Here is a 22,388-nt window from a genome sequence, read left to right as displayed (position 1 = left end):
GGCGCCCGATTATCGCGACGCAACGCGGTGCCATTTCGCTTCGATCCTGGCCTTGATGGCACGAACCCTTGCCTCGTGCGCGGCCCAATACGCGCGGCTGGCGGCTTCCGTGCCCTGCCGGTAGGTGGCGTAGACGCTGGCCGGCCGGGCCGGCAATGCGGGCGGCGCCTTCGTCGGCCTGATACCGGTGCTGAGCGGTGTCACCGCCGGACTGCGCACGACCGGCGCGGCCACGGCCTCGGCCGCCGGGAGCGCGGCGACGCCCTGCCCGGCAAACGGCGAGTTCATCGCGACCAGGCGGTTGCGGGCGCGGTTGCAGTAGATCACCGAGCGCGGCGTCATGGTTTCCTCGCCATGGCCGGCACGGTATTTCATCAATGCGCGGCACAGATCGCCTTGCGCCAGCCGCCAGGCTTTCGCCAGATAGATCACGCCGTAGTGGATGTTGACCTCGGGCCGAGCCAGCTCGGCATTGCTGCCGCGAAAGCCGAGCATCGCCGCGGTCTCCGGGCGCACCTGCATCGCGCCGATCTCGCCGACGCTGCCGATCACGCTGGAATCGTAGCGGCTCTCGACGAACATGACGGCCTCGGCGACATCGGCCGGCAGGCCGCTGCCGGCGGTCTCCTTTGCGATCAGCGCGCGCATCGCCGCGCGCGCCGGATAGGCCTGCGCGCCCGCCACAGCCGGCGGCTCGATCGGCGCAGGATCACGCGCGTCCGCATCGTCGGCTAACGCCGCCGGTTCCGCGCCGGCGCAGAACGTGGTGGAGGCGGCCGTCAGCGCCGCCGCGATGCCGATCCGCATCGCGTGCCGCCGCCATCCCTCCGAGGATCCCCCAAGCGCCATGGGCAGCTTGTTAGACCCGCGCAGTTAAGTTTTGATGGCGCGGCCGCGACCGGCAATAGCGCAGCCCGCCCGTTCAGGCCCCGCTCACAACTGAGGATGCGCGGATCGATTACCGCGCGCCCTTCAGCGTACAGGAGGTCGTGCAGGTCGTTACGTTGCCGCGGTCACATTTGATGCAGGCGTTGACGCACTGATCCATGACCTTGGGATTGTACTGACTATAGAGATTGGCCGCACAGCTGTTGGTCGATCCCGTGACCTCGGGGTCGGACCAGCAGCCGGACAGTAAAAATGCTGCGGCACTCAAAATGGCGACCTTGCGCATAAGGCCTCCTGCCACGCGTAAACCTCAGTAACCTTGATGGGTTAGGTTAAATTCCGGTTTCAATTGCGACCTTATCCGGAAGCAGTATTGCTTATCCACCGGACATTTCCCCAAGGTCCGGGCCCACACCGGCAAGGCCGTCAGGCGACCCCGCCTGGCGGCTTTGTTGCCCAGCAATGCACAAGGATACCAACAAGATGGCCCGAAAGCCGCGGTGGTCGTTCAAGGAGGACCGACGACTGATGGAACTGGCACGCTCCTCCAAGTCGCTTGAGGAGGTCGTGAAGGCGACCGGCCGCTCGCCGGAGCGCATCAAGAAGATGGCGATGCGCCTCGGCCTGTCGATCAAGCCACGTAGTGCCACCAAGAAATGACTAAGGAATGCGGCCGCCGTAGCGGTCTGCCCCAAGGCGCCTTAGAGCAAAGCTCGCTGCCCGCACCTGCGTGAAGACAACGCGGCGGAGGCAAGAAGCTAGAGCTCCGGCGGACAGTCGTCCTTCGCCCGCACCGGGATCGCCTTGACCTCGCCCTCAGCCTTGGCTTCGCCCTCGACCTTGGCCTCGCGCTCGACCTTGGCCTCGCGCTCAGTATCGGTCGCGCGGCTGCAGGTGGTCAGCACAAAAGCCACCCGGCTGCACTGCCAGTCCGGCCCGAGAGCCGCGCTGGTCACCGGCTCGGGCGACGCCAGTGTCAGGGATAGAAACGCTACCAAAACGGCACCCGCCGCGCCTGCAGCAGCCAGCGCCGCGCCCTTTACGGACCACAGCTTGGACATCATGGCCTTGGTTCCCGCCGATCTCTGGGACTAGATGAGGCAGCCCGCCCGTCCGCGTGTGACCGGAATCACAACCGGGACCAAACAGTTCAGCCCGAGTCTTTGGGGTTGATGTGGGATCGATATTGCACTGCCGCAAGACGGGATCAGCGCGCCGGTTCGATCACATTACAGTTGGTCCGGCCCGACATCACGCAGTCCTGCAGCTTGCTCGCCGCCGTCAGGCTGTGCGCAAGCCAAAGACCGACCGCGAGCATCACCGCGGCCACCAGCAATCCGATCAGCGCGCCCCGGCGGCTGCCTCCATCTTCGGGTTCGCTCATCCTTGTTTCGGTTCCCGATTGCAACGCGCGCATCATGACGGTTTGCACGGTTGCGTGCGATCAATTCTGCAACAGTGGCACAGCGAAATGCGCAAGCCGCGGCCGTCAGTGCCGCAATTCGATTGCGGGCAGCGGCGACTCGCGAAACACTACCCGCTGAAGTGGAGCGCGTGTGCGGGGCGTGCCGGTGGGCGAACAAGAATCGACTTACGATTATCAGCGTTACAGGCAGCTGCTTTCGGAGGCTGTCGACGAAACCAGCAGGCTGCGACTGATCAGCCTCCTGATCAGCGAAAAGGCCCGCGACAGGCTGGAAGTCCAGCGCGCCTCGGACCGCAGCGCGATGACCGCCGAGACCGTCGCCAAGGTGCTGGGCAATGGCCGGCGCGAGCAGAATCAGCGCGGCTAGACCTTTCGGCAGATCCAGACTTGTCGGCAGATTCGGTGACCAACCACTCACCACGCCGGTGGCCGGCAGGAGGCAATCACCGCCATCGACCGTTTGCTGTGCGCTCATATCTCCCCTGCTCCACAGCCCTCCGTTCGCCACTGGCGTTTTCGTCGCCGTTCACTTATTGAAGCGCCGAACCCAACCCCTTCCATCACCCGAACAGAAAGCAGCAAGGCTCCTCTATGAGTGGCTTCAAGGAACCGGGTTTTGCCGACCGCCAAAAGGCGGCCCTGCAGGCGCGGCAAAACCTCCTCAACAAGTTTCGCGCCCAGCCGGGCGCCGACGATCCCACTGTGAAGGCGCGGGCCGAGGAGCGCGCGGCAATCGCTGCGCGCCGCACCCAGGCCAAGGAAGCCCGTGAAGCCGAGAAGGCCGAGCAGAAGCGACTCGCCGAAGAAGCCGCCGCGGCCGAGGCCGCGCGCATTGCGCGCGAAAAGGAAGAGGAATCCGCTCGCGAGGAGGCGCTGCTCGCCGAGCAGAAGGCCAAGCGTGACGCCCGCTACGCGGCGCGCAAGGAGCGCGGCAAGAAGAAGCGCTGAGGCGCAACCAGGCCCGCCATGACGGCGGGCCTGCCGACGATGAGCGGTGGCGGCGGTCAGTTCTTCTTCATGCCGTCATCTTTCTTCATCATCCCGTCGTCCTTCTTCATGGCGTCGCCCTTCTTCATGCCATCGTCCTTTTTCATGGCATCCTTGGACATCGAATCCTTGGACATCGTGTCCTTCTTCATCGCGTCATCCTTGCCCATCTTGTCCTGAGCGAAGGCGGCGGGCGCCAGCGCGAGGCTAAACGAGAGCAGCGCGGCAGTGAGGCCGAGGCGGGTCTTGGTGGTCATGATGATGATCCCTTGTGTGGTCGAATGTGAGCGCGACGACTTGCCGCTCTCTCCTCGACGCACTTGCGCCGCCCGTTGTTACCTCCAATAACAAATTCTTGAGCCATCGTGCCGCGCACGCCCGAGGCGGAGTCGCGCGAAGGTTGCGTGGCGACGCGGCAGTGTGCGCCGCAGCAACGGCAAGACGTGAACGCAAGGACTTGCGGCCACGTATCGGCTCGCACTATCAGGGCGCCTCGAACTATCAGACTAGAGTATATTCACGCGAAGAACGGCTAAGCTGAAGCTCCGCACCGGCCTAGCAGCCACTCAAGAAGCTCTCCTAGGGGAAGAACCATGCTCACACGCCGCCACGTCCTCGCTTCCGCCTTCGCCGCGCCCGCCGTCCTGCGGATGGGCATTGGGACCGCGCATGCCGCGACCACGCTGAAGATCTCGCACCAGTTCCCCGGCGGCACCATCGACAAGGGCGACTTCCGCGACCGGCTGTGCCGGATGTTCGCAGCCGAGGTCGCCAAGCGCTCCGGCGGCGACCTCACCGCCGAGATCTACCCGAACTCCTCGCTGATCAAGACCAACGCGCAGTTCTCGGCGATGCGCAAGGGCGCGCTCGACCTCAGCCTCTATCCGATGCCCTATGCCGGCGGCGAGTTGCCGGAGACCAATATCGGCTTGATGCCGGGCCTCGTCACGACCTACGACCAGGGCCTGCGCTGGAAGAAGGAGCCGGTCGGCAAGGCATTGACCGACTTCCTGGCCGACAAGGGCATTCTGCTGATCTCCTGGGTCTGGCAGGCCGGCGGCGTCGCCAGCCGCTCCAAGGCGATCGTGGCGCCAGAAGACGCCAAGGGCCTCAAGGTGCGCGGCGGCTCGCGCGAGATGGACATGGTGCTGCAGACCGCCGGCGCCGCCGTGCTCTCGGTACCCTCCAACGAGATCTACGCCGCGATGCAGACCGGCGCCTGCGATGCCGGCATCACCTCCTCCACCAGCCTGATCTCGTTCCGCCTCGAGGAGGTCGCGAAGTCGCTGACCTCGGGCGCCGGCGCCTCCTACTGGTTCATGCTGGAGCCGCTGATGATGTCGAAGGCGATCTTCGACAAGCTGCCGAAGAACCAGCAGGACATCATCCTCGCCGTCGGCACCGAGCTCGAGGCCTTCGGCCGCAAGGGCGCGCAGGACGACGATGCCGAAGTCGCCAAGGTCTATGAGAAGGCTGGCGCGAAGGTCAGCGCGCTCGACGCCGCGACCGTCGGCAAGTGGCGCGACATCGCGCGCGACACCGCCTGGAAGGACTACGGCGCCAAGACGGCGACCGCCGCCAACCTGCTGAAGCTCGCAAGCGACGTCGCCGCATGATGCATGGTCCGGTCGCGGATCAAGCCGAAACCGCGAGCATGGCCACGGGCAACAGCCCCGTGGCCATGCTCGGGCGGGCGCTGTCCGTCTGCAACAACATCATCGTGGTGTTCGCCGCGCTGGCCTTGATCGCGGCCTGCGTGATCCTGAGCTACAGCGTGCTCGGCCGCGCCCTGTTTCACAGCCCGAACTACTGGCAGGACGAAGCCGCCGTGTTCCTCTTGGTCGGCGCGACCTTCATGACTTCGGCCTATGTGCAAAGCCAGCGCGGCCATGTCAGCATCGAGGCGTTCGTCGGCCTGCTCTCGCCGCGCGCCAACAGCATCCGGCTGTGGCTGGTCGATGTCGCAAGCTTCGCGTTCTGCACCTTCTTCGCCTGGAAATCCTGGACGCTGGCGCACGAGGCCTATGTCGACGGCCAGGTGTCCAACTCGATGTGGTCGCCGCCGCTTGCCATCCCCTACGGGCTGATGGCGCTGGGCATGACGCTGCTCTGCATCCAGCTGCTTTTGCAGATCCTCATTCCGCTGACTGGTGGCGCGCGTCGATGACCGTGTTTGGTATTGGTATCTCCTACGGGCTTGCCACCCTGTTTGCGATGTTCTCCGGCATGCCGATCGCATTCGCGCTCGGCGCGGTCGCAGTCGTCTTCATGGCGATCTATATGCCCGCCGCCTCGCTCGATACGGTGACGCAGAACGTCTACGAGGAGATGGCCTCGATCACGCTGCTGTCGATCCCGCTGTTCATCCTGAAGGGCGCGGCGATCGGCAAGTCGCGCGCCGGCCAGGATCTCTATTCGGCGCTGCACGCCTGGCTGCACCGGGTGCCCGGCGGCCTCGGCGTCGCCAACGTCTTCGCCTGCGCCCTGTTCGCGGCGATGGCCGGCTCGTCGCCCGCGACCTGCTCGGCGATCGGCTCGGCCGGCATTCCCGAGATGCGCAAGCGCGGCTATTCCGGCGGCTTTGCCGCGGGGATCATCGCCGCCGGCGGCACGCTCGGCATCCTGCTGCCGCCCTCGATCACGATGATCCTGTTCGCGGTCGCCGCCGAGAAATCGCTCGGCCGGCTGTTCCTCGCCGGCATCGGCCCCGGATTGCTGCTGGTGTCGTTGTTCGGCTTCTACGCCGTGTTCCGCTTCCGCAAGGAATACGCCATGGCCAAGGCGGCCTATGACGCGACCGGCAAGGACGCCGCGATCCTGCAGCGCGACGAGTTCACCATGGCCGAGCGCTTCAGCGCGCTGCCGCGCGTGATCCCGTTCGTGCTGCTGTTGACCGGCGTGATGATCGCGCTCTATGGCGGCTATGCCACGCCGTCGGAAACCGCCGGCCTCGGCGGCCTGTTGGCGCTCGGGCTGATCGCGGTGATCTACAGCGTGTGGAAGCCGAGCGACCTGTCGCCGATCCTGAAATCGACCATCCGCGAATCCACCATGCTGATGCTGATCATCGGCATGTCGCTGCTCTATTCCTACGTGATGAGCTACCTGCACATCTCGCAGTCGGCGGCGGAAGCGATCGTCGCGATGCATCTGCCGCGCTGGGAGCTGCTGTTTGCGATCCTCGTGATGGTGATCGTGCTCGGCTTCTTTCTGCCGCCGGTCTCGATCATCCTGATGACTGCGCCGATCATCCTGCCGCCGCTCCGTGCCGCCGAGTTCGACATCATCTGGTTCGGCGTCGTCATGACCATCGTGATGGAGATGGGCCTGATCCACCCGCCGGTCGGGCTCAACATCTTCGTCATCCGCAACGTCGCGCCCGACATCCCCTTGAGCGAGGTGATCTGGGGCACGCTGCCGTTCGTGCTGCTGATGATGTTCGCCGTGCTGATGCTCTGCTTCTTCCCGGAGATCTCGACCGCGCTGCCCAACCTGGTGATGGGGCCGGACGGCGGACGCTAGAGGCGTTTTCGAGCGAGGCGGCGAGCGGTCAGGCCGCCTCCTGCTCCCGTGCCGCCAGCGCCTGCTCGATCCGGCGGACCAGCAGCGCCGTCGGACGTCCCTCGCGCTGCAGCCGGCGCAGCTCGTTCCACAGCCTGATGATTTCGCGGTCTCGCTCGGCGTCCATGGCGGCATACTCCCGGGCACCTCACTATGAACGAAACGAGAACGCAATTCAAGACCGAAAGCTGCCGGCGCACGCGCTGGAACCAGAGCGGCGTCGCCGGATTTGCTCTGTCATGAAAATGGCCAAGGCAATTCGCAAGCAGGCGCAGACCGCAGAGCGGGTCGCGACAACGACGGCCGACGCTATCGTCGCCAACCAGATGCGCTCGCTCGCCCGCGCCTTCAGAAGCCAGGCTGATATTCTGAAGAAGAAAGAGAAGCGGAAGAAGAAGCCGTCTCGCCCGGATAGCGACTAGGGATAACCATCTCCCGGCACGTCAACCTCGACCACATCGATCCGCGACACCGATTTGCCCTTCCGCAGCTCCTCGTACGATGTCTCCGCGCTCAGGCAGAACAACGTCCTGCGGTCCGCGCCGCCGAGCGCGCAGGCAAGCGCGCGGCGGCCGGGTACCGCGATGCGCGCGCGCTCAACACCCGTGCGATCGATCCGCACAAAAGCATCTTCCGTGAACGAGGCGACCCAGACTGCGCCCTCGCCATCGAGGCAGATGCCGTCGGGATCGTTGACGCGGCCGAGCCGCCCGCGGAGGCTGAGGCCGCCGTCCGGCGCGATGTCGTAGTCGGCGAGACCAGCCCCTTCCATTTCGGCAACCACGAGCCGGCGATGGTCGGAGGACACGGCAATGCCGTTGGGAAAGCGCAGGCCGTCGGCCACGATACGGGCGCCGCCGTCGGGCATCACGAGGATGATCCGGCCCACCGCGCCGCGGCCTTCCGGCGGCGGCAGATTGAAGCCGAGATCGCCGACATAGGCGCGCCCCTGCCCGTCGACGATCATGTCGTCGATCGTGCCTGTCGCGACCTCCGAAAGGTCGGCATAGAGCGACAGCCCCGCATCGGAGAACCGCAGCAGCCGCTTCCGAAACATCGTCAGCACGACGATATCACCGTCAGGCAACACACCGAGACCGCACGGCGTGTCGTCGGTCACGACAGCATGCTCCCGCACATCGCCCGACGGGCCGATGCTGAGCAGCGTCCGCGCCATGCAGTCGACGAACCAGAGCCGCCCGCGATGCCAGCGCGGGCCCTCGAAATAGCGGCCGCCGTCGAGGATGGTCGTGAGCCGAGCCGTCATGACACTTCGGCCGTCGATAAGTGATCTGTCAGTGACATCGGCATTCCCCGCGGCACACGTTCAACGAGCATACATCCCGCAGGGAACCCATCAAAGTGCGGTCCCCAATGCCATTTTCTGCCCGTGAATCCCCGGGTTCCCTCCGGTTCCACACGTGATATTCCATATTTCGCCGCGTTTTCCCTGTTGAGTTGCGGCGCATTAACACTCGAGAATCGAGGGTAGTGGTAATCTGCGGCGGTTGTGCCGCCGTATGACGCGTTCTGTTTGTGCCTCATGGTTTCTCAGGGGGGACCAGGGAATGAACCGTTGCCTACGTCCGCTGGCGTGCTTCGCCACCGCCGCCGCGCTCGCGCTGCTTCCCGTTCAGGCAGTCGCCAAGCCGCATCACCAGCACCAGGCCAAGAGCGGCCACGGGGACAAGAAGGCGCATGGCGGCAAGGCCGCACGCGAGAGCGCCTCCGGCAAGCGCCGGCATGCCAGGCACGGCGCCGACAAGCGTAAATCCGCGAAGGCCAAATCCGCGCCTTCCAAATCTGCCGAGAAGGCGCCCGAGCCGGAGAAACCCGCCGGGCCGCAATTGTCCGGCGACCTCGCCAATATCAGGGACGCCATCCTCGCTGCGCGCCGGGGCAAGACCAACGACGCGACCGATATCCAGGCCAAGATCACCGACCCGGTCGGGCGCAAGCTCGTCGAGTGGTACCTGCTGCGTCACTCGGAATCGAATGCGCCGTTCAGCCGCTATGCGGCCTTCGTCAACGCCAACCCGGACTGGCCGAGCGTCTCGCTGTTGCGCAGACGGGCCGAAGCGCGGCTGTGGCAGGAACGCAGCGATCCGGCCACGGTGCACGGCTTCACCCTCGATCAGCCGATCAGCGCCAAGGGCAAGTTCGCGCTCGCCCGCACGCTGCTGGCCGAAGGCGACCGTGACGGCGCTACGCGGCTGGTGCGCGAGGCCTGGCGTTCGGACGAATTGCTGGAGCGCACCGAGAATGACGCCTACGACGCCTTCAAGGACCTGCTCACGCGCGACGATCATCGTGCGCGCATGGACAAGCGGATCGGCGCCAAGGATCTCGCCGCCGCCAGGCGCGCGGCGCAGCGGCTCGGCAGCGATCAGCTCGCCATCGTGAAGGCCTGCGGCGCGGTTCGCGGGCAATCCAGCAAGGCCGAGGACACGCTCAACGACGTGCCTTCCGATGCCCGCAGCGACCTCGGCTATACGCTCTGCCGGATCCAGTGGCTGCTCGCCAAGAACAGGATCGACGATGCGGCGCGCGTGACGATTGCCGCCGCGCCCGAGACGATGGCGCAGCAGGACACCGACCAGTGGTGGCGCGAGCGCCGCATCCTCTCCCGCAAGCTGCTCGACCAGAGCGAATACCAGGCGGCCTATGACGTGATCCGGGGCGCGGCGGCGCCGGACAACCCCTATTACCGCTCCGACATGCACTTCATGCGCGGCTGGATCGCGCTGCGTTATCTCAACGACGCCAGGACCGCCGCGGCGCATTTCGCGCATATCGACGAAGGGCAGACCAATCCGACCGTTCTGGCGCGCGCCGCCTATTGGCGCGGCCGCGCCGCCGAGGCGCTTGGCAATTCCGCGGCGATGCGGGCCGATTACCAGGCCGCCGCGCGCTACCCGACCGCCTATTACGGTCAGCTCGCGCTGGCCAAGCTCGGCCGTGACGGCGTCGAGCTGCGCGCGCCCTCGCCGGCGGCCAGCGCCGGCAGCATGGCGGCCGACGAGCGCGTCCGCGCCGCCGACATGCTCTATGCGATCGGCGAGCCCGACATCGTGCTCTATTTCGCCGCCGACCTCGCCGAGGAGAGCACGGATGTCGGGATGCTCGAGGCGCTCGGCGAACTCACCGGCCGCCGTAACGATGCCCGTGCCATGCTACAGATCGGCAAGATCGCGCTCGGGCGGGGCTTTGCCTTTGACCATTACGCCTTCCCGGTCATCGGCATTCCCAAGCACAGCCCGATCGCTCCCGATATCGGGCGCAGCATGACCTACTCGATCGCCCGCACCGAAAGCGCGTTCGACCAGCGCGACAAATCGGCGGCCAACGCCGTCGGCCTGATGCAGGTGACCCCCGAGGCCGGCCGCGACACCGCAAAACGCTTCGGCGTCAGCTATGATTGGAGCCGGATGGTGTCCGATCCGGTCTACAATACCCAGATGGGCGCAGCCGAGCTCAGCGCGCTGCTGTCGGAATATCGCGGCTGCCACATCATGACCTTTGCCGGCTACAATGCCGGCCGCGGTCGCGTCCGCGACTGGATCAAGGCCTATGGCGATCCGCGCGATCCCAACGTTGATCCAGTCGACTGGGTGGAGCGGATCCCGATCTCGGAGACGCGCAACTACGTGCAGCGCGTCATGGAGAATTTCGCGGTCTATCAGGTGCGGTTCGAGGACGCCGGCACAGCGCTGGCCGCCAAGAGCGGCGAGCCCGTCGTGACGCAGGAGAGCAACGCGGCGCCGGCGCAGTGAGCCTCGCTAGGGGATGTCCGCCGGCCTGCGAACCTCTCTGCGCGCGAAGAACCATGAGACGCCTGCGATCAGACAGGCAAATCCGAGCCAGACGATCATCGCGCGAGCTTCGCCGGGAGTGTCGATTCTGTAGTGATCGACGATGAAAACGGGCAACAGATACGCGAACGCGACAGTCCAGATGCTCCAGAGCCCAAAGCGGCTCAGAATGACGTAGACGAGGCCGCCGTAAACGAACTGGAACGCCAGTGCTGCGGCCAGCATCATGAGGAACAAGCGAAGATAATCGCTCCAGTACAAGATGTGCACGCCTTCCGGCGTCGCCCAAGGCACCATCCAGCCGACGAAGGCGACCGCAAAGGCGACGCTGGACGCAAGCCACGCAAGAACAAGGTTCCTCATGAGAAGCCTCCCTCGCTGACCCGGAATCTGGTTGCTTCTCAATCCACTTTCACATTGGCCGCCTTGATCATCGGCCACCATTTTGCGATTTCGGCCTTCTGCCAGGTGCCGAGCGCTTCCGGCGTGAGCTGGTCCTTCGGCGGCATCTGCAAGCCCAAATTCTCGAGCTGCTTCTGCACGGCCGGATCGGCCATCGCCTGGACCGCAGCGGCATTGAGCTTGGCCACGATCTCCTTCGGCGTGCCCTTCGGCACCCAGAGGCCGGACCACAGCGTCATGTGGAAGCCCGGCAGGCCGGCCTCGTCGACCGTTGGAACCTCGGGCGCGTTCGCGACCCGCTTGGAATCGGTGACGGCATAGGCGCGGATATTGCCGGCGCGGACCTGGTTGATCGAGTTCGAGGTCTGGTCGACGATGATGTCGATCTGGCCGGCGACGAGGTCGTTCAGCGCCGGCCCGGTGCCGCGATATGGCACGTATTGCAGCTTGATGCCGGAGACGTTCTCGAAATACAGCCCGGCGATGTGGCTGCCGCTGCCGGCGCCGGCGGTGCCCGCGGTCGGCGGCTGAGGCCGCGACTTCAGCCACTCCAGCAGCTCCTTCAGCGATTTCGCCGGCACGGCGTTCTTGCTGACGATGATCATCGGATTGCTCGGCAGCAGCACCACCGGCTCGAGGTCGGCGACGAGGTCGTAACCGAGCTTGTAGATCGCGCCGTTGGCGACATGGGTGCCGAGATGGCCGAACGAGATGGTGTAGCCGTCGGGCGCCGCGCGCACCGCGCGGCCGACGCCGATCGAGCCGCCCGCCCCGGTCACGTTCTCGATCAGCAGCACCTCGCCGAGCGACTGCTTCATGCGCTCGCCGAGGATGCGCGCCATCGCATCCGAGGGGCCGCCGGCCGCGAACGGCACCACGATGGTGATCGGATGCGCGGGATAGGTTTCCGCCGATGCGGTTCCCGTGAATGCCAACATCGCCAACACGGCCAGCACCAGCTTCCGCATCACATCCTCCTGAAACATTTACCTCGTCATTGCGAGGAGCGAAGCGACGAAGCAATCCATCTTTCAGCGCAGGCGGTAAAATGGATTGCTTCGCTACGCTCGCAATGACGGCGCTCTCAGAACTGCGAGAAGTCGATCGGCTTGTGCCGGTCCAGCGTGCGGGTGATCGGCGGCAGCGGGTATTTCAGGCCGCTGGCGCAATTGAACAGCATCACGCGGTCGCTCTTCGAGACGCGGCCGTCGGCAAGGCTCTCCTTGTAGGCGGCATAGGTCGCGGCGCCCTCGGGGCACAGCAAGAGCCCCTCCTCGCGCGCGACCTCGTTGAGGGCGGCCGAGATCTTGTCGTCATCGACGGCGATCGCAAACCCCTTGCTCTCGCGCACCGCGCGCAGGATGAGGAAGTCGCCGATCGCCTGCGGCACGCGAATGCCCGAGGCGATGGTGTGGGCGTCTTCCCAGCGCGCGGCGTGCTCGGTGCCGGCTTCATAGGCCCGCACCATCGGCGCGCAGCCCGAGGCCTGCACCGCGACCATGCGCGGGCGCTTCGAGCCGATGAAGCCGATCTTCTCGAGCTCGTCGAACGCCTTCCACATGCCGATCAGGCCGGTGCCGCCGCCGGTCGGATAGAAGATCACGTCGGGCACGTCCCAGCCGAGCTGCTCGGCGAGCTCGAGGCCCATCGTCTTCTTGCCCTCGATCCGGTACGGCTCCTTCAACGTCGAGGTATCGAACCAGCCGACCTTGGCCTTGCCCTCGCCGACGATCTTGCCGCAGTCGTCGATATAGCCGTTGACGCGGTAGACGGTGGCGCCCTGCAGCTCGATCTCGCTGACATTCACCTCCGGCGTGTCGGCCGGGCAGAAGATCGTGGTCTTGATGCCGCAGGACGTGGCGTAGGCCGCCAGCGCCGCGCCGGCATTGCCGTTGGTCGGCATCGCCATGTGCTTGATGCCGAGCGCCTTGCCCATCGACACCGCCATCACCAGGCCACGTGCCTTGAACGAGCCGGTCGGCAGCCGTCCCTCGTCCTTGACGATGATTTCGCCGCCGCCAAGTTTTGCACCGAGCCGCGGCAGCCGGATCAGCGGCGTCGTGACCTCGCCGAGGCTGACGATGTCCTGGCATTTGCGCACCGGCAGCAGCTCGCGGTAGCGCCACAGGTCGGCGGGACGCTGGGCCAACGCGTCCTTGGTGAGCGCCTTCTTCACTCCGGCGAGGTCGTAGCGTACCAAGAGCGGCTTGCCGGCCTTGGAGAGGTTGTGGACCTGGTCGGCCGCATAATGATCGCCCTCCATCGCGCATTCGAGGTGGGTGACGAAGGTCGGGCGTTCGATGGTGAGGTTGTCGTTGTCTTTCACTGGCTCTGTTCTTTCTCAGGCTTCTTGCATCAAGGGCTCTTCCCGCTTGTCATCGCCGGGCTCGACCCGGCGATCCATCTGCAAAAGACTCTCGCCTGATGGATGCGCGGGTCAAGCCCGCGCATGACGAGCTGAATCCAGCCAATCAAATATTCAGCACGCGCCCGTAGGCGTCGAGCACCGCTTCCTTCATCATTTCCGACAAGGTCGGATGCGGGAACACGGTGTGCATCAATTCCTCTTCCGTGGTCTCCAGGTTCATCGCCACGACATAGCCCTGAATCAACTCGGTGACCTCGGCGCCGATCATGTGTGCACCGAGCAGCTGGCCGGTCTTCTTGTCGAACACCACCTTGACGAGGCCCTGATCCTCGCCGAGCGCGATCGCCTTGCCGTTGCCGACGAACGGGAAGCGGCCGACGCGGATCTCGCGGCCGCCTTCCTTGGCCTTGGCCTCGGTGAGGCCGACGGAGGCGACCTGCGGGTTGCAGTAGGTGCAGCCCGGGATCATCAGCTTGTCCATCGGATGCGGATGCAGGCCCTTGATCGCCTCGATGCAGATCACGCCCTCATGCTCGGCCTTGTGCGCCAGCATCGGCGGGCCCGCGACGTCGCCGATCGCATAGATGCCGGGGACATTGGTCTTGCCGAGGCCGTCGATCACGATGCAGCCGCGGTCAGTCTTGACGCCGAGCTTTTCGAGCCCGAGACCCTCGATGTTGCCGACCACGCCGACCGCCGAGATCACGCGCTCGAACTCCTTGGTCTGCGGCTGGCCCTTGCCGTCGTCGATGGTCGCGACCACGCTGTCGGCCTTCTTCTCCAGCTTGGTCACCTTGGTCGAGGACATGATCTTGATGCCCATCTTCTCGAACCGCTTGCGGGCGAGACCCGCGATCTCCGCATCCTCCACGGGGAGGATCTGCGGCAGCACCTCGACCACGGTGACGTCGGCGCCCATGGTGTGGAAGAACGAGGCGAACTCGATACCGATCGCGCCCGAGCCGACCACCAGCAGCGATTTCGGCATCCGCTCCGGCACCATCGCCTCGAAATAGGTCCAGATCAGCTTCTTGTCGGGCTCGAGCCCCGGCAGCACGCGCGGCCGCGCGCCGGTCGCGACGATGATGTGCTTGGCCTGGTAGACGCCCTCGCCGCTCGCGCCCTTCGGCGCCTCGACCGCCGACTTCTTCACCGTGATCTTGCCAGGCGCGTCGATCGTGGCATCGCCCCAGATCACCGTGACCTTGTTCTTCTTCATCAGGAAGCCGACGCCGTCATTGAGGCGTTTCGAAACGCCGCGCGAGCGCTGCACCACGGCCTTCGGATCGAACGAGACATTGTCGGCCGACAGCCCGTAATCCTTGGCGTGCTGCATGTAGTGATAGATCTCGGCCGAGCGCAGCAGCGCCTTGGTCGGGATGCAACCCCAGTTCAGGCAGATGCCGCCGAGATAGGACTTCTCGACGATCGCGGTCTTGAAGCCGAGCTGCGCGGCACGGATCGCGGTCACGTAGCCGCCGGGGCCGGAGCCGATGATGATGACGTCGAAGGATGTGTCGGCCATGGCGGCTCCCGTTCAACTCAATCTGTGACGCCGCGGGCGCGGCTTCTTGCGATCAACGACCTGACCAGCCATTCGAGCCCGATCACCACGGCCATGATGGCCAGGGCCGTCAGCACGATCGGCTGGGCGATGTTCCGCGCCAGCTGTTCGCCGGCGAAAAACGCAGAATGCAGAAAATCCAACCCGACCGGGTTGAGCACCAATACGGCCGACAGCGAGAGCGAGATCCACGGCAAGCGCATCGGAGCCCTGCCCGCCATTCATCGGTACTCGTGCCATACCGCACCGAGGAATACAGACCACGCCAGCGCCAGCACGCCCGCGCCGATCATCATGATCCTGAACTGGAACGTCGATATCAGGTCGCGATTGACCGCGACGAGCAGCGCGGCGGCCGCGGCCGCGAGCAGGACGTACGGACCGTAGATCGCGTACATGGCGGATGCCCGTCACACCATCATCATCACGGGGTTTTCGATCAGCTGCTTGAAGGCGCCGATCAGTTCGGCGCCGAGCGCGCCGTCGATCGCGCGATGGTCGCACGACAGCGTGACGCTCATCATGTGCGCGATCTCGATCTTGCCGCCGCGCACGACGGGGCGCTCCTCCGAGGTGCCGACCGCCAGGATCGAAGCGTGCGGCGGGTTGATCACGGCGGTGAAGTGGTTGATGCCGTACATGCCGAGGTTGGAGACCGCGGTGGTGCCGCCCTGGTATTCTTCGGGCTTCAGCTTGCGGGCCCGGGCGCGCGCGGCAAAATCCTTCATCTCGTTGGAGATGGTCGACAGCGTCTTGGTCTCCGCCTTGCGGATGATCGGCGTGATCAGGCCGCCCGGCATCGCCACCGCGACGCCGACGTCGGAATGCTTGTGCTTCAGCATGCCGCCTTCGGTCCAGCTGACGTTGCAGTTCGGGATCTTCTGCAGCGCCACCGCCATCGCCTTGATGACGAAGTCGTTGACCGAGATCTTGTAGAGCGGCTTCTTCTCCTTGTCCTTCGGCGCTGCGGCGTTGATCTCCTCGCGCGCGGCGAGCAGCTTGCCGATGTCGCAGTCGATCGTGAGATAGAAGTGCGGGACGTTCTGCACCGAGGCGGTGAGGCGCTGCGCGATGGTGCGGCGCATGCCGTCATGCGGCACGATTTCGTAGGAGCCCGGCTCGAACAGCGCCAGGATCTGCTTGTCCGACATCGAGGGCGCAATGCTCGGCCCCGCGGCGGGCGCCGCAGCCGGCGCCTTCAGGCCCTTGCCGGACTTGGCGTCGTCGACGTCGCGCGCGATGACGCGGCCGTGCGGACCGGTGCCGGTGATCCGCGAGAGGTCGATACCGGCCTCCTTTGCCAACCGGCGCGCCAGCGGCGACGAGAAGACGCGGGCATGGCCGTTGGCTTGCGCGGCGGGTGCCGCAGCGGGTTGGGGCGCCGGCGCGGCGGCCGGCGCTGGTGCAGCCGCCGGTGCGGGAGCCGCCGCGGGCGCAGCCTGCGCGGCCGGCTTCGGGGCTTCGGCAGGCTTGGCTGCGGGTGCAGCGCCTGCTCCGGCGCTGGCTGCCGCCTTCACGTCCTCGCCGTCGCCGGCCATGACAGCGATGACGTCGTTGACCGGCACGTCCTGGGTGCCTTCCGGCACCAGGATCTTGGCGATCGTGCCTTCATCGACCGCCTCGACTTCCATCGTCGCCTTGTCGGTCTCGATCTCCGCGATCACGTCGCCGGACTTGACCTTGTCGCCCTCTTTCTTGAGCCACTTGGCGAGGTTGCCCTTTTCCATCGTCGGCGACAGCGCGGGCATGAGAATATTGATCGGCATTGTCAGTGACCTTGTTGCGACCGCGGTTTGGTTTGGCCCATGTCGGTCGGCCGGGCGATTTCGGCTTCGAACATCTCGACGATGCGCGCGAGCGCCTCGTCTTCGGTGTATTCGCTCTCGCGCGAATAGGCGCGGGCAGCGTGGCGGGCGATGTCGACGAGCATCAGCCCCCACATGTCCGGCTCCTCGAAGGCGCGCTGGAACGCGATCGACAGGCCGCCGTCGACGACGAAGGCACGCAGCACCTCGATGGCGTCGTCGCGGCCCATCACGTCGGGCGGCAGCGGCTGCTCCTTGGGACCAGCCATCGGCGTTACCGGTAGGACACGGCCTTGGCGGCCGCGACCACCTCGGCGACGGAGGGCAGAGCGAGCTTTTCCAGGTTCGCGGCATAGGGCATCGGCACGTCCTTGCCCGAGACGCGCGCGACCGGCGCGTCCAGATAATCGAAGGCGTGCTCCATGATGCGCGCGGCGACCTCGGAACCGACGCCGCTCTGCTGCCAGCCCTCCTCCACCACGACCGCACGTCCGGTCTTCTTCACCGAGTTGATGACGGTCTCGGTGTCCATCGGACGGATGGTGCGCAGGTCGATCAGCTCGGCCTCGATTCCTTCCTTGGCGAGTTCATCGGCGGCCTTCAGTGCATAGGACATGCCCATCGCCCAGGAGACGATGGTGACGTGATTGCCGGCGCGGGCAATCCGCGCCTTGCCGATCGGCACCACGAAATCGTCGAGCTTCGGCACCTCGCCGGTGTGGCCGTACAGCATCTCGTTCTCGAGGAAGACCACCGGATTGGGATCGCGGATCGCGGCCTTGAGCAGGCCCTTGTAGTCGGCGGCCGAATACGGCGCGATCACCTTGAGGCCCGGCACCTGCGAATACCAGGCGGCGTAGTCTTGGCTGTGCTGGGCGGCGACGCGCGCGGCGGCGCCGTTCGGGCCGCGGAACACGATCGAGCAGCCCATCTGGCCGCCCGACATATAGAGCGTCTTGGCCGCGGAGTTGATGATCTGGTCGATCGCCTGCATCGCGAAATTCCAGGTCATGAACTCGACGATCGGCTTCAAGCCGGCCATCGCCGCGCCGACGCCAACACCGGCAAAGCCGTGCTCGGTGATCGGCGTGTCGATCACGCGCCGGGCGCCGAATTCCTGCAGCAGGCCCTGCGTCACCTTGTAGGCGCCCTGATACTCGGCGACCTCCTCGCCCATGATGAAGACGTCGCCGTCGCGGCGCATCTCCTCGGCCATCGCATCACGCAGCGCCTCGCGAATGGTCTGCGTGACCATCTCGGTGCCGGGCGGAATTTCCGGATCAGGCAGCGGCTCGCTGGCGGGCGCGGCCGGCGCCTTCGCCGCGGGCTGCGGCGCTTCCACCTTGGCTTCTGCAGCAGGAGCCTCCGCCGCCTTCGGCTGCGGCGCAGGAGCTGCCGGCGCCTTGGCGAGGTCGGCGGCGCTTTCGCCGTCGGCCAGGATGGTGGCGATCGGCGTATTCACCGCGACGTCGGCGGTGCCCTCCGGAATCAGGATCTTGCCGAGCGTGCCCTCGTCGGTCGCCTCGACCTCCATCGTCGCCTTGTCGGTTTCGATCTCGGCGATCACGTCACCGGACTTGATGGTCTCGCCTTCCTTTTTCAGCCATTTGGCGAGGTTGCCCTTCTCCATGGTGGGCGACAGCGCAGGCATCAGCACTTGAATGGGCATATCGGCTCCCGAAATCGGTCTTGAAATTCGTCTGCGCGGGTGGGGTCAGCGGTAGATGTCGGTGTAGAGCTCGGACGGATCGGGCTCCGGATCGTGCTGGGCGAAGTCGGCGGCTTCGTTGACGATCTCGCGCACCTCGGCATCGATCGCCTTCAGATCCTGCTCGCTCACGCCCGAGGCCAGCAAGCGGTTGCGCACCTGCTCGATCGGGTCCTGGTCGTGACGAACCTTCTCGACCTCCTCGCGCGTGCGGTACTTCGCGGGATCGGACATCGAGTGGCCGCGGTAGCGGTAGGTCTGCATCTCCAGAATCATCGGACCGTTGCCGCCGCGGCACCACGCCGTGGCCTCATCGGCGGCAGCCTTGACCGCGCGCACGTCCATGCCGTCGACCTGCTTGCCGGGAATGTTGAAGGAGACGCCGCGCTTGGAGAAATCCTGCTGCGCCGAGGCGCGCGACACCGCGGTGCCCATTGCATAACGATTGTTCTCGATCACGTAGATCACCGGCAGCTTCCACAGCTCCGCCATGTTGAAGCTTTCGTAGACCTGGCCCTGGTTGGCCGCGCCATCGCCGAAATAGGTCACGCTGACGTTATCGTTGCCGCGATAGCGGTTGGCGAACGCAAGCCCGGTGCCGAGCGACACCTGCGCACCCACGATTCCGTGACCGCCGTAGAAATGCTTCTCCTTGCTGAACATGTGCATGGAGCCGCCCTTGCCGCGGGAATAGCCGCCGCGGCGTCCGGTCAGTTCGGCCATCACGCCCCTGGCTTCCATGTCGCAGGCCAGCATGTGGCCGTGGTCGCGGTAGCCCGTTATGACCTCGTCGCCCTGCTTCAGCGCCATCTGCATGCCGACCACGACCGCTTCCTGGCCGATATAGAGATGGCAGAAACCGCCGATCGCACCCATGCCGTAGAGCTGACCAGCCTTCTCCTCGAAGCGCCGGATCAGGAGCATGTCGCGCAGCGCCTTGAGCTCCTGCTCCCTAGTGAATTCGGGGGGAGAGCCAGCCTTCTCCTGCCCTGATTCTTTTGCGACGGTTTTCTTGGGTGTGGCCATGGCAATTCCGGGTGAGAGAAGTCGAAGAACCCTCTCTAACCCAACTCAAATCGCCTTGGAAGGATTGCGTTCGCCCGATGGAATTTTGCTATGCCGCAGTGCAGCGCGGCGCGACACTTTTGTGATAGCGCGCGCGTGTTTTTGAAATTTGAGAACGCGTCAGTTCGACTTGTTGATCCGGACGAGATCACGCGGGTTGGCGTAGTCGAGCTGGAAGCGTGCACGCTCGTCCAGCATGTCGGGATCGACCCGGTCCGACCGCAACAGCGACACCCGCTGCTCGCCCTCGGCCCGCTCCTTCTTCAATCGCGCGAGCTCCGAGGTCAGCGCGATGATTTCCTGGTCGAGCTCCTGCCGCGCGTTCAGGCCGTATTTGCCGGTATAGGCGTTGACGCCGAAATAACCGACCATCAGCGCCGCCAGCGTATAGAGGGCGAGCCCGGTCAGAATGGATTTGAGGCGTGTGCGGGAAACCATGGCCGCGAAGATGCGGCCATGGGGTTAACGGAGTGCTAAAACGCTATTATTTGAGCATGATCTTGATCGGAAAACCGCTAGGCACTTTTCCGGATCATGCTGTCAGCGGTTCTGCTTTTCGATGAAGGCCGCGAAGGCGTCGAGATACTGCTGCAACACGCCCTTGAGCGAGTCCTTGGTCAGCTCGCCATTGTCGTCGAAGGCATCGCCGACGCCGTTGAGATAGGTCTCCGGCTGACCGAGGATCGGGCCGGAAATGCCCGGCAGGATGTTCTGCAGGTGCTTCACCGCGCTGACGCCGCCGAGCGGTCCGGGCGAATTGCCGATGATGCCGACCGGCTTGCCGATGAAGGAGCTCTTGCCATAGGGCCGCGAGGCGACGTCGATCGCGTTCTTCAGCACGCCCGGGATCGAGCGGTTGTATTCGGGGGTCACGAACAGCACGCCGTTCGACTTCTGCAGCTTGTCGCGGAAGGCGAGCCAGTCCGCGGGCGGGGCCGCCTCGAGGTCCTGGTTGAAGAAAGAGATGCCCTCGAGGGTCGTCACGTCGAGCTTCAGCGAAGCCGGCGCGAGCTTGGCCAGCGCATTGGCAATCTTGAGCGAGAAGCTCTGTTTGCGGATGCTGCCGACGATGGTGACGATGTTATAGGCCATAGCAAATTCCCCTCGGGTTGCGCGTGAAACGGGTGGCCTTCACCTACCGGCGCGCCAAGAAAGATGCAAGTGCATGGATCATCCAATTCCGGAAACGCAGGGTTTCGCGGAATTGGTCTATACAACGCAAAAAGGCCGCCCCTTGCGGGACGGCCCTCTTGTCTCGATCCTCAGCCCTTGTTCGGGTTGATCAGGAATTTCTCGCCGGTCGCGCGCTTGCCGTAGACGGCGATGTTGTCGAGTTGCAGGGTCTCCTGCAACGACACCACCTTGGTGTAGTGGCTGGCGAAGGTGGTCTTCAGCTCGGCGACCACGCGCTGGCGCAGCTTGTTGCCGGCCTCCGGACCGATCTTCATCAGGAACGGGAACAGGAGCCAGCCGCCGACGCCCCAGGCCATGCCGAAGCCGCGCGGCAGCTCGATCGAACGGGTATCGAGGCTGCCATAGACATAGACCTGCTTGTGCACGTTCGAGCCATAGCGGCTATAGGCCTTGGCGGTCTTGTTGATCGCGGTCTCCATCGCAACCAGGATCTGGCCTGCGAGCTTGCCGCCGCCGATCGCATCGAAGGCGATGGTCGCGCCGGTCTCGACCAGGGCACCGGTGAGCTTGTCCATGAAATCGGGCGCGCTGGAATCGACGACATGCTTCGCGCCGATCTTGTGCAGGATCTCGGCCTGCTCCCTGTTGCGCACGATGTTGACGAGGCCGATGTCGTCCTTGAGGCAGATCTTGTTGAGCATCTGGCCGAGATTGGACGCAGCCGCGGTGTGCACCAGCGCCTTGTGGCCCTCGCGCCGCATCGTCTCGGTCATGCCGAGCGCGGTCAGCGGATTGACGAAGCAGGACGCGCCTTCCGCCGGCGTGGTGCCCTCGGGCAACGGCAGACATTCGTTGACACGCAAGGTGCGGTATTGCGCATACATTGCGCCACCGATCATCGCGACGGTCTTGCCCATCAGCGCCTTCGCCGCGTCCGATGAACCGGTCTTGATCACGACGCCGGCACCTTCATTGCCGACCGGCATCGACTCGTCGAGCCGGGCGGCGAGGCCCGGCAGCGCCGCTTCCGGCACCCGCGCGGTCACCACAGGCAATTCCTTGCTGCCGGAGACCTTGGCGGCGGCCATGTCGGCCGGGCCGATCAGGAGACCGAGATCGGACGGATTGATCGGGGTCGCCTCGACCCGGACCACGACTTCGTCGGGACCGGGCTCGGGGGTCGGGACATTGACCAGTGACAATTCCAGTTCGCCATCCTTCTTGAGCAGCGAACGCAGTTGCAGACCGTTCTTGCCGTCACTCATCCCGACCTCCCCTTTTTGAGTCTTGTTCAGTCCCGATCAGTTGGGGCGCTAGGCCAGCGCCTTCAAGGCCGCCCTGCCGGCGTATTTCGCCTGAGTGCCGAGCTGCTGCTCGATGCGCAGCAGCTGGTTGTACTTGGCGGTACGGTCGGAGCGCGCCAGCGAGCCGGTCTTGATCTGCCCGCAATTGGTGGCGACCGCGAGGTCGGCGATCGTGGAGTCCTCGGTCTCGCCGGAGCGATGTGACATGACAGCGGTGTAGCCGGCCTTGTAGGCCATCTCGATCGCCGCGAGCGTCTCGGTCAGCGTGCCGATCTGGTTGACCTTGACCAGGATCGAATTGGCGCGGCCGTGCTTGATGCCGTCGGCAAGCCGGGTGACGTTGGTGACGAACAAATCGTCGCCG

At 65.2% G+C, this 22,388-nt stretch carries 28 protein-coding genes and 1 pseudogene; 8 read left to right on the top strand and 21 right to left on the bottom strand.

What is annotated here, in order from left to right; all coding sequences use genetic code 11:
* Positions 1–9: 9 nt before the first annotated feature.
* Both BI327_RS07785 and BI327_RS07780 read right to left on the bottom strand, forming a co-directional pair.
* Complete coding sequence (locus BI327_RS07785; RefSeq protein WP_076859362.1) at positions 10–807, bottom strand: transglycosylase SLT domain-containing protein; 798 nt, start codon at positions 805–807, stop codon at positions 10–12.
* A gap of 151 nt (positions 808–958) precedes the next feature.
* Positions 959–1,174 carry a hypothetical protein gene (locus BI327_RS07780; RefSeq protein WP_026192800.1) on the bottom strand — a complete coding sequence of 72 codons (216 nt, stop codon included), beginning with the start codon at positions 1,172–1,174 and terminating at the stop codon, positions 959–961.
* Between the two features lie 197 nt (positions 1,175–1,371).
* Between BI327_RS07780 and BI327_RS42940 the strand changes: the two genes are divergently transcribed.
* A complete protein-coding gene (locus BI327_RS42940; protein WP_198964853.1) occupies positions 1,372–1,548 on the top strand; it encodes a hypothetical protein in 177 nt (58 codons plus the stop codon).
* 98 nt (positions 1,549–1,646) lie between these two features.
* On the opposite strand, the gene BI327_RS42875 is transcribed toward BI327_RS42940, so the two are convergent.
* Positions 1,647–1,952: a hypothetical protein gene (locus BI327_RS42875; protein ID WP_076859359.1), complete on the bottom strand. Its 306-nt coding sequence runs from the start codon at positions 1,950–1,952 to the stop codon at positions 1,647–1,649.
* Positions 1,953–2,095: 143 nt separating this feature from the next.
* A complete protein-coding gene (locus tag BI327_RS42625) occupies positions 2,096–2,272 on the bottom strand; it encodes a hypothetical protein (RefSeq protein ID WP_167386854.1) in 177 nt (58 codons plus the stop codon).
* Positions 2,273–2,459: 187 nt separating this feature from the next.
* On the opposite strand from BI327_RS42625, the gene BI327_RS07760 reads away from it, so the two are divergent.
* Entirely contained in the window at positions 2,460–2,681 is a 222-nt protein-coding gene (locus tag BI327_RS07760; protein ID WP_076860669.1) for a hypothetical protein, read from the top strand.
* A 224-nt stretch (positions 2,682–2,905) separates the two neighbouring features.
* Positions 2,906–3,262 (top strand): DUF6481 family protein, encoded by a 357-nt coding sequence (locus tag BI327_RS07755; protein WP_076859355.1) that lies wholly within the window; start codon positions 2,906–2,908, stop codon positions 3,260–3,262.
* A 56-nt stretch (positions 3,263–3,318) separates the two neighbouring features.
* Here the strand turns inward: BI327_RS07755 and BI327_RS07750 are convergent, their stop codons facing one another.
* Positions 3,319–3,558, bottom strand: coding sequence for a pentapeptide MXKDX repeat protein (locus BI327_RS07750; RefSeq protein WP_076859353.1), 240 nt, complete (start codon positions 3,556–3,558; stop codon positions 3,319–3,321).
* 336 nt (positions 3,559–3,894) lie between these two features.
* Between BI327_RS07750 and BI327_RS07745 the strand changes: the two genes are divergently transcribed.
* The 3 genes from BI327_RS07745 to BI327_RS07735 are packed head-to-tail and all read left to right on the top strand — an operon-like array spanning position 3,895 to position 6,823.
* On the top strand, positions 3,895–4,917 hold the full coding sequence (locus BI327_RS07745; RefSeq protein ID WP_076859351.1) for a TRAP transporter substrate-binding protein: 1,023 nt from the start codon (positions 3,895–3,897) through the stop codon (positions 4,915–4,917).
* 38 nt (positions 4,918–4,955) lie between these two features.
* Positions 4,956–5,468, top strand: coding sequence for a TRAP transporter small permease (locus tag BI327_RS07740; RefSeq protein WP_394329842.1), 513 nt, complete (start codon positions 4,956–4,958; stop codon positions 5,466–5,468).
* Positions 5,465–6,823 carry a TRAP transporter large permease gene (locus BI327_RS07735; RefSeq protein ID WP_076859350.1) on the top strand — a complete coding sequence of 453 codons (1,359 nt, stop codon included), beginning with the start codon at positions 5,465–5,467 and terminating at the stop codon, positions 6,821–6,823. Before BI327_RS07740 ends, BI327_RS07735 begins: the two co-directional genes overlap by 4 nt.
* Before the next feature lie 28 nt (positions 6,824–6,851).
* Here the strand turns inward: BI327_RS07735 and BI327_RS42225 are convergent, their stop codons facing one another.
* Positions 6,852–6,989 (bottom strand): hypothetical protein, encoded by a 138-nt coding sequence (locus BI327_RS42225; protein WP_158231348.1) that lies wholly within the window; start codon positions 6,987–6,989, stop codon positions 6,852–6,854.
* A gap of 112 nt (positions 6,990–7,101) precedes the next feature.
* Between BI327_RS42225 and BI327_RS07730 the strand changes: the two genes are divergently transcribed.
* Positions 7,102–7,284: a hypothetical protein gene (locus BI327_RS07730; RefSeq protein WP_076859348.1), complete on the top strand. Its 183-nt coding sequence runs from the start codon at positions 7,102–7,104 to the stop codon at positions 7,282–7,284.
* Here BI327_RS07730 and BI327_RS07725 read toward each other — a convergent pair.
* The gene (locus BI327_RS07725) at positions 7,281–8,129 is read right to left on the bottom strand and encodes an SMP-30/gluconolactonase/LRE family protein (protein ID WP_076859346.1); all 849 of its coding nucleotides are present in this window, start codon (positions 8,127–8,129) and stop codon (positions 7,281–7,283) included. The genes BI327_RS07730 and BI327_RS07725 overlap by 4 nt on opposite strands.
* A 301-nt stretch (positions 8,130–8,430) precedes the next feature.
* On the opposite strand from BI327_RS07725, the gene BI327_RS07720 reads away from it, so the two are divergent.
* Positions 8,431–10,635: a lytic transglycosylase domain-containing protein gene (locus BI327_RS07720; protein ID WP_076859344.1), complete on the top strand. Its 2,205-nt coding sequence runs from the start codon at positions 8,431–8,433 to the stop codon at positions 10,633–10,635.
* A 6-nt stretch (positions 10,636–10,641) separates the two neighbouring features.
* Here the strand turns inward: BI327_RS07720 and BI327_RS07715 are convergent, their stop codons facing one another.
* The 14 genes and pseudogenes from BI327_RS07715 to eno form a co-directional block, all read right to left on the bottom strand.
* The gene (locus BI327_RS07715) at positions 10,642–11,037 is read right to left on the bottom strand and encodes a hypothetical protein (protein ID WP_076859342.1); all 396 of its coding nucleotides are present in this window, start codon (positions 11,035–11,037) and stop codon (positions 10,642–10,644) included.
* Between the two features lie 38 nt (positions 11,038–11,075).
* The gene (locus BI327_RS07710) at positions 11,076–12,044 is read right to left on the bottom strand and encodes a tripartite tricarboxylate transporter substrate binding protein BugD (RefSeq protein WP_076860667.1); all 969 of its coding nucleotides are present in this window, start codon (positions 12,042–12,044) and stop codon (positions 11,076–11,078) included.
* A 116-nt stretch (positions 12,045–12,160) separates the two neighbouring features.
* Entirely contained in the window at positions 12,161–13,402 is a 1,242-nt protein-coding gene (locus tag BI327_RS07705) for a threonine synthase (protein ID WP_076859340.1), read from the bottom strand.
* Between the two features lie 145 nt (positions 13,403–13,547).
* On the bottom strand, positions 13,548–14,969 hold the full coding sequence (gene lpdA / locus BI327_RS07700; RefSeq protein WP_076859338.1) for a dihydrolipoyl dehydrogenase: 1,422 nt from the start codon (positions 14,967–14,969) through the stop codon (positions 13,548–13,550).
* Positions 14,970–14,986: 17 nt separating this feature from the next.
* Positions 14,987–15,229 carry a hypothetical protein gene (locus tag BI327_RS07695; RefSeq protein WP_076859336.1) on the bottom strand — a complete coding sequence of 81 codons (243 nt, stop codon included), beginning with the start codon at positions 15,227–15,229 and terminating at the stop codon, positions 14,987–14,989.
* The gene (locus BI327_RS42620; protein WP_167386853.1) at positions 15,230–15,406 is read right to left on the bottom strand and encodes a hypothetical protein; all 177 of its coding nucleotides are present in this window, start codon (positions 15,404–15,406) and stop codon (positions 15,230–15,232) included.
* 12 nt (positions 15,407–15,418) lie between these two features.
* The gene (locus BI327_RS07690) at positions 15,419–16,774 is read right to left on the bottom strand and encodes a pyruvate dehydrogenase complex dihydrolipoamide acetyltransferase (RefSeq protein ID WP_076859334.1); all 1,356 of its coding nucleotides are present in this window, start codon (positions 16,772–16,774) and stop codon (positions 15,419–15,421) included.
* A gap of 2 nt (positions 16,775–16,776) precedes the next feature.
* Positions 16,777–17,082, bottom strand: a complete 306-nt coding sequence (locus tag BI327_RS07685; RefSeq protein WP_024583574.1) for a DUF5076 domain-containing protein — start codon at positions 17,080–17,082, stop codon at positions 16,777–16,779.
* 5 nt (positions 17,083–17,087) lie between these two features.
* Positions 17,088–18,482 (bottom strand): pyruvate dehydrogenase complex E1 component subunit beta, encoded by a 1,395-nt coding sequence (locus tag BI327_RS07680; protein WP_076859332.1) that lies wholly within the window; start codon positions 18,480–18,482, stop codon positions 17,088–17,090.
* A 45-nt stretch (positions 18,483–18,527) separates the two neighbouring features.
* Complete coding sequence (gene pdhA, locus BI327_RS07675; protein WP_076859330.1) at positions 18,528–19,547, bottom strand: pyruvate dehydrogenase (acetyl-transferring) E1 component subunit alpha; 1,020 nt, start codon at positions 19,545–19,547, stop codon at positions 18,528–18,530.
* 159 nt (positions 19,548–19,706) lie between these two features.
* Complete coding sequence (locus tag BI327_RS07670; RefSeq protein ID WP_021079258.1) at positions 19,707–20,024, bottom strand: FtsB family cell division protein; 318 nt, start codon at positions 20,022–20,024, stop codon at positions 19,707–19,709.
* Between the two features lie 102 nt (positions 20,025–20,126).
* Positions 20,127–20,678 (bottom strand): NADPH-dependent FMN reductase, encoded by a 552-nt coding sequence (locus BI327_RS07665; RefSeq protein WP_076859328.1) that lies wholly within the window; start codon positions 20,676–20,678, stop codon positions 20,127–20,129.
* 170 nt (positions 20,679–20,848) lie between these two features.
* Entirely contained in the window at positions 20,849–21,985 is a 1,137-nt protein-coding gene (locus BI327_RS07660; protein WP_076859326.1) for a zinc-binding dehydrogenase, read from the bottom strand.
* A gap of 48 nt (positions 21,986–22,033) precedes the next feature.
* Positions 22,034–22,388, bottom strand: a pseudogene (gene eno, locus BI327_RS07655) (phosphopyruvate hydratase); the annotation flags it as partial.

This window comes from Bradyrhizobium mercantei (genome assembly GCF_001982635.1).
GTDB lineage: Bacteria > Pseudomonadota > Alphaproteobacteria > Rhizobiales > Xanthobacteraceae > Bradyrhizobium > Bradyrhizobium mercantei.
The sequence above is the reverse complement of the archived record's forward strand: the minus strand, read 5'-3'. Positions and strand labels throughout refer to the sequence as shown.

What these genes read in the sequence shown, in the direction of transcription:
- BI327_RS07690 (WP_076859334.1), bottom strand. Translation starts at nt 16,774, where the DNA reads ATGCCGATCAATATTCTCATGCCCGCGCTGTCGCCGACGATGGAAAAG.
- BI327_RS07710 (WP_076860667.1), bottom strand. Translation starts at nt 12,044, where the DNA reads ATGCGGAAGCTGGTGCTGGCCGTGTTGGCGATGTTGGCATTCACGGGA.
- BI327_RS07715 (WP_076859342.1), bottom strand. Translation starts at nt 11,037, where the DNA reads ATGAGGAACCTTGTTCTTGCGTGGCTTGCGTCCAGCGTCGCCTTTGCG.
- BI327_RS07660 (WP_076859326.1), bottom strand. Translation starts at nt 21,985, where the DNA reads ATGAGTGACGGCAAGAACGGTCTGCAACTGCGTTCGCTGCTCAAGAAG.
- pdhA (WP_076859330.1), bottom strand. Translation starts at nt 19,547, where the DNA reads ATGGCCACACCCAAGAAAACCGTCGCAAAAGAATCAGGGCAGGAGAAG.
- BI327_RS07725 (WP_076859346.1), bottom strand. Translation starts at nt 8,129, where the DNA reads ATGACGGCTCGGCTCACGACCATCCTCGACGGCGGCCGCTATTTCGAG.
- BI327_RS07695 (WP_076859336.1), bottom strand. Translation starts at nt 15,229, where the DNA reads ATGGCGGGCAGGGCTCCGATGCGCTTGCCGTGGATCTCGCTCTCGCTG.
- BI327_RS07745 (WP_076859351.1), top strand. Translation starts at nt 3,895, where the DNA reads ATGCTCACACGCCGCCACGTCCTCGCTTCCGCCTTCGCCGCGCCCGCC.
- BI327_RS42940 (WP_198964853.1), top strand. Translation starts at nt 1,372, where the DNA reads ATGGCCCGAAAGCCGCGGTGGTCGTTCAAGGAGGACCGACGACTGATG.
- BI327_RS07785 (WP_076859362.1), bottom strand. Translation starts at nt 807, where the DNA reads ATGCGGATCGGCATCGCGGCGGCGCTGACGGCCGCCTCCACCACGTTC.
- BI327_RS42620 (WP_167386853.1), bottom strand. Translation starts at nt 15,406, where the DNA reads ATGTACGCGATCTACGGTCCGTACGTCCTGCTCGCGGCCGCGGCCGCC.
- BI327_RS07755 (WP_076859355.1), top strand. Translation starts at nt 2,906, where the DNA reads ATGAGTGGCTTCAAGGAACCGGGTTTTGCCGACCGCCAAAAGGCGGCC.
- BI327_RS07720 (WP_076859344.1), top strand. Translation starts at nt 8,431, where the DNA reads ATGAACCGTTGCCTACGTCCGCTGGCGTGCTTCGCCACCGCCGCCGCG.
- BI327_RS07685 (WP_024583574.1), bottom strand. Translation starts at nt 17,082, where the DNA reads ATGGCTGGTCCCAAGGAGCAGCCGCTGCCGCCCGACGTGATGGGCCGC.
- BI327_RS07735 (WP_076859350.1), top strand. Translation starts at nt 5,465, where the DNA reads ATGACCGTGTTTGGTATTGGTATCTCCTACGGGCTTGCCACCCTGTTT.
- BI327_RS07665 (WP_076859328.1), bottom strand. Translation starts at nt 20,678, where the DNA reads ATGGCCTATAACATCGTCACCATCGTCGGCAGCATCCGCAAACAGAGC.
- lpdA (WP_076859338.1), bottom strand. Translation starts at nt 14,969, where the DNA reads ATGGCCGACACATCCTTCGACGTCATCATCATCGGCTCCGGCCCCGGC.
- BI327_RS07740 (WP_394329842.1), top strand. Translation starts at nt 4,956, where the DNA reads ATGGCCACGGGCAACAGCCCCGTGGCCATGCTCGGGCGGGCGCTGTCC.
- BI327_RS07780 (WP_026192800.1), bottom strand. Translation starts at nt 1,174, where the DNA reads ATGCGCAAGGTCGCCATTTTGAGTGCCGCAGCATTTTTACTGTCCGGC.
- BI327_RS42875 (WP_076859359.1), bottom strand. Translation starts at nt 1,952, where the DNA reads ATGATGTCCAAGCTGTGGTCCGTAAAGGGCGCGGCGCTGGCTGCTGCA.
- BI327_RS07670 (WP_021079258.1), bottom strand. Translation starts at nt 20,024, where the DNA reads ATGGTTTCCCGCACACGCCTCAAATCCATTCTGACCGGGCTCGCCCTC.
- BI327_RS07750 (WP_076859353.1), bottom strand. Translation starts at nt 3,558, where the DNA reads ATGACCACCAAGACCCGCCTCGGCCTCACTGCCGCGCTGCTCTCGTTT.
- BI327_RS07730 (WP_076859348.1), top strand. Translation starts at nt 7,102, where the DNA reads ATGAAAATGGCCAAGGCAATTCGCAAGCAGGCGCAGACCGCAGAGCGG.
- BI327_RS42225 (WP_158231348.1), bottom strand. Translation starts at nt 6,989, where the DNA reads ATGGACGCCGAGCGAGACCGCGAAATCATCAGGCTGTGGAACGAGCTG.
- BI327_RS07680 (WP_076859332.1), bottom strand. Translation starts at nt 18,482, where the DNA reads ATGCCCATTCAAGTGCTGATGCCTGCGCTGTCGCCCACCATGGAGAAG.
- BI327_RS42625 (WP_167386854.1), bottom strand. Translation starts at nt 2,272, where the DNA reads ATGAGCGAACCCGAAGATGGAGGCAGCCGCCGGGGCGCGCTGATCGGA.